Origin of the sequence: Allobosea sp. OAE752 (assembly GCF_050433265.1) — a bacterium.
In the GTDB taxonomy this organism is placed as follows: Bacteria; Pseudomonadota; Alphaproteobacteria; order Rhizobiales; family Beijerinckiaceae; genus Allobosea; species Allobosea spartocytisi.
The window spans coordinates 170,360-186,331 of sequence record NZ_JBNPXO010000008.1 but is presented as its reverse complement, the minus strand read 5'-3'; the positions used below and the strand labels follow the sequence as shown (position 1 = coordinate 186,331).

The following is a 15,972-nucleotide window of genomic DNA, read 5'->3' as shown; positions in this document are numbered from 1 at the left end:
CGCAGGCATCGCGACCTTAAGCCCGTCAGCCGCCGAAGCTGTTGCTCTTCGGGAAGCCCTTGGGCGGCAGACGGCCGGACTCGGCGCGGTGGCCGAGCCATTCGAGCAGATCGCCCTGCGGCACCGTCCAGGTCCGGCCGGAGGTGTCGAGCCAGGTCAGTCCATCAGCCAGCTTGAAGGTCTTGGCGTCGGAGAGGCCGCCATCCTTGTAGCGCTGCAGGCGCACGCCCTTGCCGCGCCCCATCTCCGCGACTTCCGAGATCGGGAAGCAGAGCAGCTTGCGGTTCTGACCGATGATCGCGACATGGTCGCCATCGGCCGGCACGGCCAGCATGGCGACGGTCGTTCCATCGACATTCAGGACCTGCCTCCCTTTACGCGTATTGGCGACGACGTCGTCCGCAGGCGCGACGAAGCCCCTGCCCTCGCTCGTCACCATCAGCAGCTTCGAACCAGGCTTGTAGGCGAAAGCCGAGACGATCTCGGCCGTCTCCTCGAGCTCGATCATCAGGCGGATCGGATCGCCGAAGCCGCGCCCGCCCGGCAGCTTCGAGGCCTCCAGCGTGAAGACCTTGCCGTTCGAGGCGAGCACCAGCACCTTCGCCGTCGTCTCGGTGAAGAAGGCCGTCTGGAGCGTGTCGTCGCCCTTGAAGGAGAAGCTGGACTTGTCCTGGACATGGCCCTTCAGCGCGCGGATCCAGCCCTTCTTCGAGATCACGACCGTGATCGGCTCGCGCTCGACCATGGCCTGAGTCAGGTCGATATCGGTGGTATCGGGCATATCCGCGAAATCGGTGCGGCGCTTGCCGATCGCCGTCTCCGGGCCGAAGGTCTTCTTCACCTGGCGGATGTCCCAGGCGATGGTCTTCCACTGGGTCGCCTCGGAGCCGAGCAGTTCCTCGATCTGCCCCTTCTCCTTGGTCAATTCGTCGAGCTCGGTCTTGAGCTGCATCTCCTCGAGCTTGCGCAGCGCGCGCAGGCGCGTGTCGAGGATCGCGTTGGCCTGGACCTCGGTGAGCTCGAAGACCTTCATCAGCTCGATCTTCGGCTCGTCCTCCTCGCGGATGATTTTGATCACCCGGTCGAGGTCGAGATAGACGATCAGCAGGCCGCGCAGGATTTCCAGCCGCTTGTCGATCTGGCCGAGCCGGTAGCGCGAACGCCGCTGGAGCACCTCGCGGCGATGGTCGAGCCAGGCGCGCAGCGCCTCGGCGAGGCCGAGCACGCGCGGCACCAGCCCGCCGGTCAGCACGTTCATGTTCATCGGAATGCGCGCTTCGAGCTCGGAGAGCCTGAACAGCGATTCCATCATCAGGTTGGCATCGACATTGCGGGCGCGCGGCTCGATGACGATGCGGATGTCCTCGGCGGATTCGTCGCGCAGATCCGCGACCAGAGGCAGCTTCTTGTCGTTGAGCAGCTCCGCGATCTTCTCGATCAGCCGGCCCTTCGAGACCATGTAGGGGATCTCGGTGACGACGACCTGCCAGGCGCCCCGCTCAAGGTCCTCCTTCAGCCAGCGCGCGCGGGTGCGGAAGGCGCCGCGCCCGGTGCGGTAGGTCTCCGCCATCGAGGCGCGGGTCTCGACGATGATGCCGCCGGTCGGGAAATCCGGCCCGGGCACGAAGGTCATGAGCTGCTCGGAGGAGGTCTCCGGGTGCTGGATCAGGTAGAGCGCGGCGTCGCAGAGCTCGGCCGCGTTGTGCGGCGGGATCGAGGTCGCCATGCCGACCGCGATGCCCTGCGAGCCGTTGGCGAGCAGATTCGGGAAGGCGGCCGGCAGTACGACCGGCTCCTCGTCCTCACCGTTATAGGTCTCGCGGAAATCGACTGCGTCCTCGTCGATGCCGTCGAGGAGCAGGCGCGCGACCTCGGTCATGCGCGCTTCGGTGTAACGATAGGCGGCGGCGTTATCCCCGTCGATATTGCCGAAATTGCCCTGCCCGTCGACGAGCGGGTAGCGCTGGGCGAAATCCTGCGCGAGGCGCACCAGCGCGTCATAGACCGACTGGTCGCCATGCGGGTGGAACTTACCGATGACGTCACCGACGATGCGGGCGCATTTCTTGTGAACCTGGCCGGGGTCGAGCCGGAGCAGACGCATCGCATGGATGATGCGCCGGTGGACCGGCTTCAAGCCGTCGCGCGCATCCGGCAAGGCGCGGTGCATGATGGTGGAGAGCGCATAGGCGAGATAGCGTTCTTCGAGCGCCGATTTCAGATCGATGCGCTCGGCTCCATCCTCCGGCGGCGGATCGATCGGTTTGCCCATACGCTGTCAGCCCTCTTCCCGTCCAAATTCGCGCCGATCCTGATCGTCCGGAGCATTGCTCCCCGCGGAAACCGGCACCCGCTTCTTCGCGCCATGCTCTATGGCACAGCACGAATCAGCCCGCCAGAACAATGCAGGTACACACGCATGCGCGCAAACGCCGGAGCGGCCATTTTGCGTTCAATCGGTGGATGAATTCGCGGCCAAGCGCGTCGCCAGCTCGACCAGCCGGGCGCGCTCCGGCGGCTCCTGCAAGCCGCGCGGCTCGAAGAGGTGCCGGCGCAGGAAAAAGCCGGTCAGGGCGAAGCCCGACAGGATGTCGGCGGCGGAGGGCTGGCGTCCGCCCTGCCCCTCGACGAGAAAGGCCGGGAGCTTCAGCAGCCGGTCGAGATAGGGCTGCGCCGCCGGGCGGCTGACGGCCTTGCCGGATTTCGGTGAGACATGGCTGAGGTCATCGGGCGTGCCGGTTACGGCGCAGCGGGCGAGATCGAGCCCGAAACCGAGCTCGGAGAGCATGGCGAGCTCGAAGCGCACCACCAGCGGCGGGGCGAGCTGCGGCTCGTCGAGATGCTCGACGAGGACGGCGAGCCCCTCATAGAGACCCGGATGCGGATCGCGCTCCGGCAGGAGACGCAAGAGGCCCGCAATGGTCGCCAGCCCATAGAGCGCGACCGGTGTGGCCATCAATCGCGCGGCATGGGAGGTCAGCAACTCCACCTTGTACTCGCCGAGATGCTCGTCGAGACGAGCCCGCCATGTCAGCGCGACCCGGTTGCCGGGCTGGAGCAGCGGCTGCGTCTTCTGCGAGCGCCCGCCGCGAACGAGGCCGAGATGGCGGCCGTGGAAGCGCGTCATCACCTCCAGGATCACGGCGCTTTCGCCATGCCCCCTCAGCCCGATGACGGTGCCCTCGTCGACCCATTCCATGGACTGGATGTAGGGCAGACAAGCGCAGGAAGGAACCGCGTCATGGTCGGGCTTGCCCCGACCATCTCGGAAACCAGCCATCTCGTCATGAGATTCTCGGGTCTGCGCTTCGCTTCGCCCGAGAACGACGCTCGTCGGCCTCACGCATATTGCGCCACGCCGGCGCCGAAGGACCAGTTCTCGCGTGCCGTCTCGACGAGATTGATGAAGATGTCGTCGGAGCGCAGGCCGGGATCGCGGCGCAAATTCTCGTGGATCCTCGCGAACAGCGCCTTCTTCTGCGTCACGCCGCGCGAGGCGCTGACGGTGATCTGGATGACCACCATCGCATCCGAGCGGTCGAAGCCGAAATAATTGGCGTCGTAGATGAACTCGCCGGCATCGTGCCGGTGGACCAGCGCGAAGAGATCGCCCTCAGGCACCTCGAAGGTCTCGCGCAGCGCCTTGTAGACGCCATCGACGATGGCGGCGGGCTCGGAGGCCGGGCGGCCGCGGCGCATGGAAATCCGGATCAGGGGCATGGTCGTCTCCTTTGGCGGCGAAGCGCGATCCCGCGCCGATCGCCGATGGAGAGAAGCTAGCGTTGAAACGACAAACATAAAACCGTATCATACGAGATATCAGAGATACGGATTCTTGATTTATGAGCTCCCCTGCCCTCGACGTGGACGCCGTCGCCGCCTTCCTGCAAGCGGCCGAGCTCGCCAGCTTCACACGCGCGGCGGAGGCGCTCGGCTCGACGCAATCGCTGGTCAGCACCAGAATCAAGCGTCTCGAAACCACGCTCGGCCGGCTGCTGCTGCAACGCCATCCGCGCCTCGTGCGATTGACGCCGGAAGGCGAGCGCTTCCTGCCGGCGGCGCGGGAATTCCTGGCGGCGCATGGCCGGGCGCTCGCAGCCTTCACCGAGGAGCCGGAGCGTATCGCGGTCGGCATCAGCGAACAGGCAGCGGGGCCCGACATCCCGCTCCTGCTCTCGCGTCTGGCGGCGCATGATCCCGGCCTCGTCGTCAATCTCCGGATCGAGCCGTCAAGCCTGCTGGAAGCCGCCTTCGAGGCCGGGGAGCTCGACGTCGTGCTGGTCCGGCGGGTCGGGGGAGGCAGGACCGGCGAGGTGCTGCGCGAGGATGTCTTCGGCTGGTTCGCTTCGCCTGCGCTGACGCCCTGGCCGGAAGCGCCGCTGCCGATGATCAGCCTCGTCACCGAGTGCCGCCTGCGCCGCCACGCCATCGAAGCCCTGACCCGCTGCGGCCGCCCCTGGCGCGAAGCCTTCATCGGCGGCGGCATGGCGGCGGTGCTGGCGGCGGTCTCAGGTGGGTTGGGCGTCAGCCCGCTCGCCAGCCGCATCGCGCCGCGCGACGCGGTCGATGTCGGGGCGGATTGGGGCCTGCCGCCGCTCGGCCGCTCGCAGGTCGTGCTGCGCAGCCAGGTTTCCAGCGCGCGCGGGCGCTCCTTCGTCCGCGAACTCGCGGCGGCGTTCCGGGGGTGAGCCTCGTGGTAAGGCTGCCGTCATCGGGAATGACAGGCGTGCCCCGGAAGAACGGCCCTATCCCAGCACGCGCTCGACCCGGCTGATCTGACGCTTCTCGCGCAATTCGCTGATGATCGCCGAGAGGTGCTTCAGGTCCCAGACCGTCAGATCGATGGTCACATCGGTGAAGTCCGGATTAGGGCGGTTCATCTGGACGGCGTCGATGTTGCCGTCATGCTCCGCGATGATCGTGGTGATCTGGGCGAGCGAGCCGGGCTCGTTGATCGACTTCAGCGCGATCCGCGCCGGGAAGCGCTGCGGCACCTTGTCGTCGAGATCCCAGCGGACATCGAGCCAGCGATCGGGCTCATTGTCGAAGGCGGCGAGTGCGGGCGACTGGATCGGGTAGATCGTCACCCCCTCGCCCGCCGTCAGGATGCCGACGATGCGGTCGCCCGGCACGGCGCCGCCCTGCGGCGAGAAGCGCACCGGCAGGTCGCGCCCAAGGCCCCGGATCGGAATGGCGTCGGCGCTGGGCTCGCCCGGCAGCTTGAACTTCAGGTTCTCGCCCTTGCCGAGTTCGAACCAGCCCTTGCCGCTCGCCGTGGCCGCGGCCGGCTTGGGCTCGCCGGCCGTGCGCTTCTCCGGCTCCAGATCGGGGTAGACGGCCTTGACCACATCGCCCGAATACATCTCGCCGCGGCCGACGGCGGCCAGCACATCGTCCACCGTGCTGCGCGCGAGGCGCTTCAGCGCCGCCTTCAGCTTCTCGTCGGAGAAGGCCTTCTCGGCGCGCGAGAAGGCGCGTTCGAGGATCTGGCGGCCCAGGCCGGCATATTGCCGGCGCACCGCGACGCGGGTGGCGCGGCGGATGGCGGCGCGGGCCTTGCCGGTGACGACGAGGGATTCCCAGGCGGCAGGCGGAGCCTGCCCCTCGGCGCGGGTGATCTCGACCTCGTCGCCGTTCTGCAATTCGGTCAGCAGCGGGGCGATGCGGCCGTTGATCTTGGCGCCGACGGCGCTGTTGCCGACATCGGTGTGGACGGCATAGGCGAAGTCGATCGGCGTCGCGCCGCGCGGCAGGGCGATGAGCCGCCCCTTCGGCGTGAAGCAGAAGACCTGGTCGTGGAAGAGCTCGAGCTTGGTGTGCTCGAGGAACTCCTCGGGGCTGTCACCCTCGGCCAGCAGATCGACGGTGCGGCGCAGCCATTGATAGGCGCGGCTCTCGTCGACGAGCTGCATCGGCTCGCCCGGGCGGCCATCCTTGTAGTGGGCATGGGCGGCGATGCCGTATTCGGCGATGCGGTCCATCGAATCGGTGCGGATCTGCAGTTCGACGCGGCTGTGGCCGGGGCCGACCACCGTGGTGTGGATCGAGCGGTAGTCGTTCTGCTTGGGCGTCGAGATGTAGTCCTTGTAGCGGCCCGGCACCATCGGCCAGGTCATGTGGACGATGCCGAGGACGCGGTAGCAATCCTGCGGCTTCTCGACGATGACGCGGAAGCCGAAGATGTCCGACAACTGCTCGAAGGAGACGGATTTCCGCTCCATCTTCTTCCAGATCGAATAGGGCCGCTTGCGGCGGCCATGGACCTCTGCCTCGATGCCGCTGGCCGCGAGCTTGTCTTTCAGGTCGCGCTCGATCTCGCCGATGACCTTGCCCTCGCGCGCGGTCACCTCCTCCAGCCGCTTGGTGACGGTGGCATGCGCCTCCGGCTTGATGTGGCGGAAGGCGAGCTCCTCCAGCTCCTCGCGCAATTCCTGCATGCCCATGCGGCCGGCAAGCGGGGCGTAGATCTCGATCGTCTCCTCGGCGATGCGCAGGCGCTTTTCCGGCGGGACGAAATGCAGGGTGCGCATGTTGTGCAGCCGGTCGGCCAGCTTCACCAGCAGCACGCGGATATCGTCGACGATGGCGAGCAGGAGCTTGCGGAAATTCTCGCCCTGCGCCGCCTTCTTCGAGACGAGGTCCAGCTTCTTGATCTTGGTGAGCCCGTCGACGAGCCGGCGGATATCCGGCCCGAACAGGTTCTCGATCTCCTCCAGCGTCGCCGCCGTGTCCTCGACCGTGTCGTGCAGCACCGCCGCGACGATGGTGGCATCGTCGAGCTTCAGGTCCGTCAGGATCGCGGCGACTTCGAGCGGATGCGCGAAGAAGGGATCGCCGGAGGCGCGCTTCTGCGTGCCATGGGCGCGCATGGCATAGACATAGGCCCGGTTGAGCAGGTCCTCGTCGGTACTCGGATTGTAGCTCCTGACCCGGTCAACGAGCTCATATTGCCGCATCATGCCCATGCGGGCCCCAGCCTCAGCCTACGATCATTGCAACGCATTATTATTTGCACAGGTCTGGGCGGCAGCAAGGCGCTTTTCCGAGTATCGGGCATGAAAAAGCCCGGCAGTGCCGGGCTTTAGAGCAAAACGGTGAAGAAATTCCCCGACGGGAATCAATCCTCGTCGTCGGCGCTCTCGGTCGGCGGCACAAGGCCGTCGAGGCCGCGCAGCAGGTCTTCCTCGCTCATGCGGTCGAACTGGACTTCGTTGTCCGAGGTCGCGGCGCTCGTGGGGCTGGCGAGCAGCGGGACGGTCTCCGGCTCCGGCTCGTCGACCTCGACATGCTTCTGCAGCGAGTGGATCAGCTCTTCCTTCAGATCCTCGGGCTTCAGCTTCTCTTCGGCGATCTCGCGGAGCGCGACGACGGGGTTCTTGTCGTTGTCGCGCGCCACCAGGATCGAAGAGCCCGAAGCGATGTTCCGAGCGCGATGAGCCGCGAGCAGGACCAGCTCGAAGCGGTTGTCGACCTTGTCGATGCAGTCTTCAACGGTAACGCGAGCCATGGCGGCTCCTTCCGATCTCGGCGATGCAGGGAGATGAATCTGCGACGGCCATACAGGCAAAGCCGCCGCGATGCAAGAATTTCGCTGGCTGAGATACAAGCCGCCGGCGGCAAACGTCAACCGAGCGGCCGCCCTCCGCGGTCATTCCGGACAAGCCGCATCGCGGCGCCGATCCGGAATCCATCATAGAGCACGGCACCTTACGATGGATTCCGGGTCAAGCCCGAAATGACGGTGGATTCAGGCGCGCATCCGCCGCACCAGATCGTCGAGCGTCGGGTCGAAGCGCGCGCCCTCCTCCGCCGCGGTCTTGCCGCCCATGGCCGGCAGCTCGTGCGGCGCGAGCGCGGCGAAGCGCATGCGCATGGTCGTCGCCACGCCTTCGCCGAAGGCGATGGCCTCGCGGTTGCCGATCGAGGAGAGGAAGGCGATCGTGCTGGCGGAGGCGTCCGAGATCGCCGAGCGGATGATCTGCTGGTCGCGCTCATTGGCGAGGCGCATCGCGAAGATCGTCGAGCACTGCGACATGATCGTCGGGTCCAGTTCGCCCGGGCGCTGGGTCACGACACCGAGATAGGCGCCGTATTTGCGGCCTTCCTTGGCGATGCGGGCGATGGCCTGGCGCGTCGGCGCGAAGCCGAGCTGCGGATCGGACGGCACGTAGCGATGCGCCTCCTCGCAGAGCACGAGCACCTCGATCGCACCCTGGCTGGCGACCGCCAGCTCGAAAGCGAGGCGCGACAGCACGGAGGCGACCGCATTGACCACCTCGCCCGGCAGGCCGCCGAGCTGGAAGGCCGTGATCGGGCGGCCATGCATGGGAACGCGGAAGATCTGGCCGAGGATCGGCGCCATGGTCTCGTACATGTTGGCGCGGCCGAACATGAAGCGGTAGCGCGGATCGGCATGGAGCGATTCCAGCCGGACCTTGAGCGAGCGCAGCGCGGCGCGGGGCCAGCGCTGCTCGTGCAGGCCGATCAATTCGTCGATGATGGCGAAGACGTCCTTGAGCCGGTAGGGCGTCGGCGCATCATGGCTCGCCTGGGCCTGCACCGGCTCCGGCCCGGCCGCGCGCGGGCCGCCGATATCGAGCGGGCGCTTCAGCAGCGAGGAACCGAGATCCCGCGCCAGATCCGGCGCGGTCGGCGTGCGGTAGCGGGTGCGCGCCGCGGCCACGACCTCGCGCAGGATGTCGGGCTCGTCGTCCAGCGCCGGACGCCCGCGGAAGACGACCTCGGCCAGCTCCTCCTGCTTGAACATCCAGAACGGCAGATCGAGCGCGTCGCCGTCGATCGTCAGCGCAAGCTCGGGAAAGGCGCTCGAATATTCGTTGTGCGGGTCGAGAATGAGCACGCGCAGGCGCGGGCGGACGGCGACGGCCTTGCGCAGCAGCAGCGCGACCGCGCTCGACTTGCCGACGCCGGTGGTGCCCAGCAGCGCGAAATGGCGGGAGAGCATGTCCTGGATGTTCACGGTCGCGGGGATGCTCGCATCCTGCGTGATCTGGCCGATCACCACGCCGCCGCGTTCGCCGAGATCATGCACCAGCGCGAGATCGCCGGTGCGGATGCGGTGCGCCACGGCGCCGATCGGCGGATAGTTGGTGATGCCGCTCTGGAAGCGCGTCTTGCCGTCCGAGCCCTCCAGCACCTCACCGAGAAACTCGACCTCGATCCGGATCGGATTCTCGGCCGTGTCGGTCCAGGCCGCCTCGACCGCATGCACGCGATAGACCAGCGCCACGATGCGGCTGCTGCCGAGATTGATCGAGATCATGCGGCCGATCGCCCAGGCGTCGCCGGCCAGCCAGCTTCCCGTCGAGACGGCGCTGAGGATCGTGGCGCGCGCGCCATCGCAGGCGATCACGCGGCCGAGCACGCGCTCCGGCGGCTGCTTCGTGTCGCGCCGGTCCGGCATGGCGTCGCTTTCGAAGATGCCCGATTTCACGGCTAGCTGCATCGCCTTCCCCGTCCCTGTGCCGACCATAAGTAGAGACGGCCCGGTTACGATTGACTTCATGGCGGCCGGCTCATGGATTCGCGGTTAGCAAACCGCAAAGCCGTTCGCTCGCCTTGGCCGTTTCAGGGCCCATCCCGCGAACCGATCAGAATTGGTGGCCCTGCCATCACATTCGCTGCATTGAGCCCAGGGGTCCGTTTCGTCTATGCACGGCGATACGAAATAAGGGGGCGGATCATGGCCGAGCGGCTGCGTCTGGGTGTGAACATCGACCATGTCGCGACGGTGCGTAACGCACGCGGCGGCGCCCTGCCCGATCCGGTGCGCGCGGCGCATCTGGCGATCAAGGCGGGGGCTGACGGCATCACCGCCCATCTGCGCGAGGACCGGCGCCATATCCGCGACGAGGACATGGCCCGGTTTGCCGCGGAACTGACGAAGCCGCTCAATTTCGAGATGGCCGCCACCGACGAGATGATGGTGCTGGCGGAGCGCTTCCGGCCGCACGCGGCCTGCCTCGTGCCCGAAAAGCGCGAGGAGCGCACCACCGAGGGCGGCCTCGACGTCGTCGGCCAGCAGGCCCAGCTCGCGCCGCGCATCGCCCGACTGAAGGCCGCCGGCTGCCGCGTCTCGCTGTTCATCGAGCCGGACGAGGCGCCGATCGCGATCGCGGCGAAGCTGGGCGCGCCCGTCGTCGAATTGCATACCGGAAGCTGGTGCCATGCCGTCGCCGATGGCGATGCCGCGAAGGCCGAGGCGGAGTTCCAGCGGCTGAAGAGCGGAGCGGCCTATGCGGCCGGGCTCGGCCTCGAGGTCCATGCCGGGCACGGGCTCGACTACGCGACGGCCCGCAAGCTCGCCGCGGTGCCGGCCTTCGCGGAATTCAACATCGGCCATTTCCTGATCGGCGAGGCGATCTTCGTCGGGCTCGAAGCCGCGATCACGGCCATGCGTCAGGCCATGGACGAAGGGCGCGCGGCGATTTAAGTCGGGGGCATGATCCTCGGCATCGGCTCCGATCTCTGCGACATCACGCGCATCCAGAAGTCGCTCGACCGCTTCGGCGAGCGCTTCACCCATCGCATCTTCACTGAGGGCGAGCGGGCGAAATCCGACCGGCGCGCGACGCCGGCTGCGTCCTATGCCCGCCGCTTCGCCGCCAAGGAGGCCTGCTCCAAGGCGCTCGGCACCGGCATGCGTGCCGGTGTGTTCTGGCGCGATATGGAAGTGGTCAACTTGCCCGGCGGGCGGCCGACGATGCGGCTCACCGGCGGCGCGGCCGAGCGGCTGAAGGCGATGACGCCGGCCGGTTTCGAGGCCTTCGTCCATGTCTCGCTGACCGACGATCCGCCGATGGCGCAGGCCTTCGTGGTGATCGAGGCTCGGCCGGCTGGCGGCTGAAAGCACGGCGCGCCGTCATCTTCAACCGAACAAAAAAAGGCCGGCGCTGGTGGCGCCGGCCTCATTTTGAGCCTGAAAGCTCGAGCCTGGCTTATTCGGCCGGCTGGGTGCCGCTGACGACGCCCTGCGGCTCGTCGCTCAGCCAGCGATAGATCACGCCGCCGAGGATGCCGCCGAGCAGCGGCGCCACCCAGAACAGCCAGAGCTGCTGAAGGGCCCAGCCGCCGACGAACAGCGCCGGACCGGTGCTGCGGGCCGGATTCACCGAGGTGTTCGTCACGGGGATGCTGACCAGATGGATGAGGGCGAGGCCCAGGCCGATGGCGAGCGGCGCGAAGCCGGCCGGCGCCTTGCCATGGGTCGAACCCATGATGATGAAGAGGAACATCATCGTCATCACGACCTCCATCAGGAAGGCCGAGACGAGGTTGTACTTGCCGGGCGAATGCTCGGCATAGCCGTTCGAGGCGAAGCCGCCGGCGAGATCGAAGCCAGGCGCGCCACGCGCGATGACATAAAGGAGGCCCGCGGCGACGATCGCGCCGACGACCTGCGCCACGATATAGGGGACCACCTGCCCGCCGGGGAAACGCCCGCCGGCCGCGAGGCCGACCGTCACCGCCGGGTTGAGATGGCAGCCGGAGATATGTCCGATGGCATAAGCCATCGTGACGACCGTGAGGCCGAAGGCGAGCGAAACGCCGAGCAGACCGATACCCACATTCGGAAAGCCGGCGGCAATGACGGCGCTACCGCAGCCAGCAAAAGTAAGCCAAAACGTGCCGATGGCTTCGGCGGCATATTTCTTTGCATTCATTAAAATAACCCCCGATTGAATACTCGCGAACACTGGCCTTGCGCCGGAGATTCGTCAACATCCGACCTCCGCGTCCGGAGCATGGACGCCGGCTCAACCTTGCTGCTTCTGCTGCATTGCATCATCGGCATGGCAGGCACCGCAGAAGGCCGCCGTCGCCGCGGAATCGCCATAGTGCGAGCGCCTTAACCTCGGCGAGATCGCCAGGCACGACGGGCGGATCGGCGACCCTGCACCGGGAGAGCGCATGGCGGCCCATCCCCTTGTCAGGGCAGAGGATTGCGCGGAAAAGTGGTTTCCACTTTGCGGCCCGATGCTGTAGACCGCGCGCTGGATCGCAGTCTGGATCACCGCGCGCCCCAGGGGACGCGCGGTGATCCGTATATTTTATGATCGCACCGGATGTGTCCGGAAAGTGGAGTCCGCTTTCCGGTCCGATGCTGCAGGGAGCGCCCGCGTGGCCAACGACGTCGACAGCAAAACCAAGGCGGCCAAGGAAGAAGGCGGCATCCTCGAGACGATCAAGGTGGTCGTCCAGGCCCTTCTGATCGCGCTCGTCATCCGCACCCTGCTGTTCCAGCCCTTCAACATCCCGTCCGGCTCGCTGATCCCGACATTGCTGATCGGCGATTACCTGTTCGTCTCGAAATACACCTACGGCTATTCGCGCTACTCGATTCCGTTCGGGCCTCCGGTGATGTCCGGCCGCGTCTGGGCGGCCGAGCCCAAGCGCGGCGACATCGCCGTCTTCAAGCTGCCGAGCGACAATTCGACCGATTACATCAAGCGCGTCATCGGCCTGCCCGGTGACCGCATCCAGATGATCGAAGGCATCCTCAACATCAACGGCCAGCCGGTGAAGCGCGAGCGCATCGCCGACTATGTCACGAGCGACAATTGGGGCCGCAACGTCCCGGTGATCCGCTATGTCGAGACCCTGCCCAACGGCGTGAGCCACGAGATCATCGAGCGCGAGGGCGACACCGGCACCTTCGACAACACGCAGGTCTTCACCGTGCCGCCCGGCCATTTCTTCATGATGGGCGACAACCGCGACAACTCGCTCGACTCGCGCGACCGCAGCGTCGGCTACGTGCCCTTCGAGAACCTCGTCGGGCGGGCGGAGATCATCTTCTTCTCGATCGACGAGGGCGCTTCGGCCTGGAAGATCTGGGAATGGCCCTCCACGGTTCGCTGGAACCGGATCTTCAGCACCATCAAGTGAGCAAAGCGGCTGAAGGCGGGCGCAAGGCCCCGGACACGGCGCGGCTCGAAGCCACGCTCGGACATCGTTTCAACGACAAGGCCCTGCTGGCGACGGCGCTCACCCATATGAGCGCCGAGGAATTGCGGCTGGCGAGCTATCAGCGCCTGGAATTCCTTGGCGACCGCGTGCTCGGCCTCTCGATCGCGGACATGCTGTTTCGGCGCTATCCGCAATCCGAGGAAGGCGATCTCTCGCGCCGGCTCGCCGATCTCGTGCGCAAGGAGACCTGCGCCGAGGTGGCTCAGAGCTGGAATCTCGGCCAGTTCATGCGGCTCGGCGACGGCGAGATCCTGGGCGGCGCCCGCAAGAACAAGGCGATCCTGGCGGATGCCTGCGAGGCGATCATCGGCGCGGTCTTCATCGATGGCGGCTACGAGGCGGCGCGCGCGCTGGTCGAGCGCGGCTTCGGCGAGCGGCTGATGAAGCCGGTGCGCCCCTTGCGCGACGCCAAGACCGCGCTGCAGGAATGGGCGCAAGGCAAGGGCTACCCGACGCCGACCTATAGCGAGCTCGGCCGCTCGGGGCCGGACCACGCGCCGGTTTTCATGGTCGCGGCGAAGATCACCGGGCTCGAGGACGCGGAAGCGCGCGGTCCATCGAAACGGCTGGCCGAGCAGGCCGCTGCCGAAGCTTTTCTGAAACGCGAGGGTTTGTGGAACGACAAGCCGGAGGGCGACAATGTCTGAGGCCAACCAACCCACACGCTGCGGCTTCGTCGCGCTGATCGGCGCGCCGAATGCCGGCAAGTCGACGCTGCTCAACCAGCTCGTCGGCGCCAAGGTCTCGATCGTCTCGCGCAAGGTGCAGACGACGCGCACGCAGGTGCGCGGCATCGCCCTGTCGGGGCCGACGCAGGTCATCTTCGTCGATACGCCCGGCATCTTCGCGCCCAAGCGCCGGCTCGACCGCGCCATGGTGACGAGCGCCTGGGGCGGCGCCACCGACGCCGACCTGATCGGCGTACTGATCGACGTCGCCCGCTTCGAGCATGAGGAAAACACCGCGCTGCTGGAGAAGCTCTCCGAGCTGAAGCAGCCGAAATTCCTGATCCTCAACAAGATCGACACGGTGGCGAAGGAAAAGCTGCTCGAGATCACCGCCAAGGTGAACGAGCTCGGCCAGTTCGAGGCGACCTTCATGGTCGCGGCACTGACCGGCTACGGCGTCAAGGACATCCTCGTCTGGCTGGAGAAGCGCCTTCCCCTCGGCCCCTGGCTTTACCCGGAGGACCAGATCTCGGACGCGCCGCTGCGCTTCCTCGCCGCCGAGATCACCCGCGAGAAGATCTTCGAGCGGCTGCATGACGAACTGCCCTATCGCTCGACGGTCGAGACCGAGAGCTGGCAGCAGCGGCCCGACGGCTCGGTCCGCATCGAGCAGACGATCTATGTCGAGCGCGAGGGCCAGCGGAAGATCGTGCTCGGCGAAGGCGGCCAGACCATCAAGGCGATCGGCCAGAAGGCGCGCGTCGAGATTTCCGAGGCGGCCGAGGCCAAGGTCCATCTCTTCCTGTTCGTGAAGGTGCGCGAGAACTGGAGCGACGATCCGGAGCGCTATCGCGAGATGGGGCTGGAGTTCCCCAAGGGCTGAGCCGGGCACGGGACAGCCGCCATGCGCAGCGAAAAGGACAGGATGCTCGCGGGCGAGCTCTATCGCGCCGACGATCCCGAACTGGTCGCCGATCAGCGCCGCATCAGCGCCTGGATGGAACGCTTCAACGCCACCACCGCCAGGCCGGAGGAGAGGCCCGCGCTCTTGCGCGAAGCGCTCGGGCATGTCGGGCGCGACGTCACCATCCGGCCGCCCTTCCATTGCGACTACGGCTACAACATCAGCCTCGGCGACGGCGTTTTCCTGAACTTCAACTGCGTCATCCTCGACGTGGTCGCGGTGGCGATCGGCCAGGGCACGCAGATCGGGCCGGGCGTGCAGATCCTGACGGCCGACCATCCGCGCGATCCCGGGGAGCGTGCACGGATGCTGGAATTCGGCCGGCCTGTCGGCATCGGCCGCAACGTCTGGATCGGCGGCGGCGCGATCATCCTGCCCGGCGTCACGATCGGCGACGACGCCATCATCGGCGCAGGCAGCGTGGTCACGCGCGACGTGCCGGCCGGTGCGACCGTCGCCGGCAATCCGGCGCGTCCCCTCGGCCGGAAATGAGCAGGGCATGGACGGGCGCCGGAACGATTGCCGCAAGCCCCGCCCGCTTCACCGGCAGCCCCAACGGAACGGGCCTACGCGACAGATCGCCACGCAATTGTCATATGAAACGAGGCCATTCTCCGTGAATTGACATTGTTCCAACGCGATTGGCCCCCATCTTGAATATTTGATGACATTTCAGCAGGAGTTGTTGCCATGGCCGCCTCACCGCGCATTGCGCTGTTCATCGACGGCGCCAATCTTTATGCAACCTCGAAGCAATTGGGCTTCGACATGGATTACCGCCGGTTGCTGCGCGAGTTTCAGGGACGCGGCAACCTGATCCGCGCGTTCTATTTCACCACGCTGGTGGAGAGCGAGGAGTATTCCTCCATCCGCCCGCTGGTCGACTGGCTCGATTACAACGGCTATCGCGTCATCACCAAGGCTGCCAAGGAGTTCACCGACGCGACCGGGCGCCGGCGCGTGAAGGGCAACATGGATATCGAGCTGGCGATCGAGATGCTCGAGCTCGCGCCGCATCTCGACCAGATCTACCTGTTCTCCGGCGACGGCGATTTCCGGCCGCTGGTCGAAGCCGTGCAGCGCAAGGGCGTGAAGGTCTGGGTGGTCTCGACCATCTCGACCAACCCGCCGATGGTCTCCGACGAGCTGCGCCGCCAGTGCGACGAATTCCTCGACCTCGCCCAGCTCATGCCGAAGATCGGACGCGACCCGGCCGAGCGCAGTGCCCGCAGCGGCGGCGCGCCGGGCGGGCCGGTGACGCCCGGCAATCCCGGGCTGGAGCGGCGCTACGGCATCCGCCAGGGCGACGAGCCGGTCGAGGGGTGAGTTTGGCGCGGGACCGGCGCCGCC

Annotated in this window: 15 protein-coding genes; 8 read left to right on the top strand and 7 right to left on the bottom strand. The window is 66.8% G+C overall.

What is annotated here, in order from left to right:
• Positions 1–25: 25 nt before the first annotated feature.
• From parC to GGC47_RS20320, 3 genes are all read right to left on the bottom strand, one after another.
• A complete protein-coding gene (gene parC, locus GGC47_RS20330; protein ID WP_142020695.1) occupies positions 26–2,272 on the bottom strand; it encodes a DNA topoisomerase IV subunit A in 2,247 nt (748 codons plus the stop codon).
• Positions 2,273–2,452: 180 nt separating this feature from the next.
• The gene (recO, locus tag GGC47_RS20325) at positions 2,453–3,199 is read right to left on the bottom strand and encodes a DNA repair protein RecO (RefSeq protein WP_142021047.1); all 747 of its coding nucleotides are present in this window, start codon (positions 3,197–3,199) and stop codon (positions 2,453–2,455) included.
• A 140-nt stretch (positions 3,200–3,339) separates the two neighbouring features.
• Complete coding sequence (locus GGC47_RS20320; RefSeq protein ID WP_038368330.1) at positions 3,340–3,720, bottom strand: tautomerase family protein; 381 nt, start codon at positions 3,718–3,720, stop codon at positions 3,340–3,342.
• Between the two features lie 122 nt (positions 3,721–3,842).
• Between GGC47_RS20320 and GGC47_RS20315 the strand changes: the two genes are divergently transcribed.
• Positions 3,843–4,688 (top strand): LysR family transcriptional regulator, encoded by an 846-nt coding sequence (locus GGC47_RS20315; protein ID WP_142020694.1) that lies wholly within the window; start codon positions 3,843–3,845, stop codon positions 4,686–4,688.
• 57 nt (positions 4,689–4,745) lie between these two features.
• Here the strand turns inward: GGC47_RS20315 and GGC47_RS20310 are convergent, their stop codons facing one another.
• The 3 genes from GGC47_RS20310 to GGC47_RS20300 form a co-directional block, all read right to left on the bottom strand.
• Entirely contained in the window at positions 4,746–6,959 is a 2,214-nt protein-coding gene (locus GGC47_RS20310; RefSeq protein WP_038368850.1) for a RelA/SpoT family protein, read from the bottom strand.
• Between the two features lie 158 nt (positions 6,960–7,117).
• A complete protein-coding gene (gene rpoZ / locus GGC47_RS20305; protein WP_038368333.1) occupies positions 7,118–7,507 on the bottom strand; it encodes a DNA-directed RNA polymerase subunit omega in 390 nt (129 codons plus the stop codon).
• A gap of 240 nt (positions 7,508–7,747) precedes the next feature.
• Positions 7,748–9,466, bottom strand: coding sequence for an ATP-binding protein (locus tag GGC47_RS20300; protein ID WP_185747821.1), 1,719 nt, complete (start codon positions 9,464–9,466; stop codon positions 7,748–7,750).
• 234 nt (positions 9,467–9,700) lie between these two features.
• On the opposite strand from GGC47_RS20300, the gene GGC47_RS20295 reads away from it, so the two are divergent.
• Positions 9,701–10,453, top strand: a complete 753-nt coding sequence (locus GGC47_RS20295; protein ID WP_038368853.1) for a pyridoxine 5'-phosphate synthase — start codon at positions 9,701–9,703, stop codon at positions 10,451–10,453.
• Positions 10,454–10,462: 9 nt separating this feature from the next.
• Positions 10,463–10,867 (top strand): holo-ACP synthase, encoded by a 405-nt coding sequence (acpS, locus tag GGC47_RS20290; protein WP_038368334.1) that lies wholly within the window; start codon positions 10,463–10,465, stop codon positions 10,865–10,867.
• Positions 10,868–10,958: 91 nt separating this feature from the next.
• On the opposite strand, the gene aqpZ is transcribed toward acpS, so the two are convergent.
• Entirely contained in the window at positions 10,959–11,684 is a 726-nt protein-coding gene (gene aqpZ, locus GGC47_RS20285) for an aquaporin Z (protein WP_038368335.1), read from the bottom strand.
• 457 nt (positions 11,685–12,141) lie between these two features.
• Between aqpZ and lepB the strand changes: the two genes are divergently transcribed.
• From lepB to GGC47_RS20260, 5 genes are all read left to right on the top strand, one after another.
• A complete protein-coding gene (gene lepB, locus GGC47_RS20280; RefSeq protein WP_038368337.1) occupies positions 12,142–12,909 on the top strand; it encodes a signal peptidase I in 768 nt (255 codons plus the stop codon).
• A complete protein-coding gene (rnc, locus tag GGC47_RS20275) occupies positions 12,906–13,637 on the top strand; it encodes a ribonuclease III (protein ID WP_260368319.1) in 732 nt (243 codons plus the stop codon). Before lepB ends, rnc begins: the two co-directional genes overlap by 4 nt.
• Complete coding sequence (gene era / locus GGC47_RS20270; protein ID WP_142020692.1) at positions 13,630–14,541, top strand: GTPase Era; 912 nt, start codon at positions 13,630–13,632, stop codon at positions 14,539–14,541. Before rnc ends, era begins: the two co-directional genes overlap by 8 nt.
• Before the next feature lie 21 nt (positions 14,542–14,562).
• Complete coding sequence (locus tag GGC47_RS20265) at positions 14,563–15,114, top strand: sugar O-acetyltransferase (protein WP_142020691.1); 552 nt, start codon at positions 14,563–14,565, stop codon at positions 15,112–15,114.
• A 198-nt stretch (positions 15,115–15,312) separates the two neighbouring features.
• Entirely contained in the window at positions 15,313–15,948 is a 636-nt protein-coding gene (locus GGC47_RS20260) for a LabA-like NYN domain-containing protein (protein ID WP_038368345.1), read from the top strand.
• The last annotated feature ends 24 nt before the right edge of the window (positions 15,949–15,972 follow it).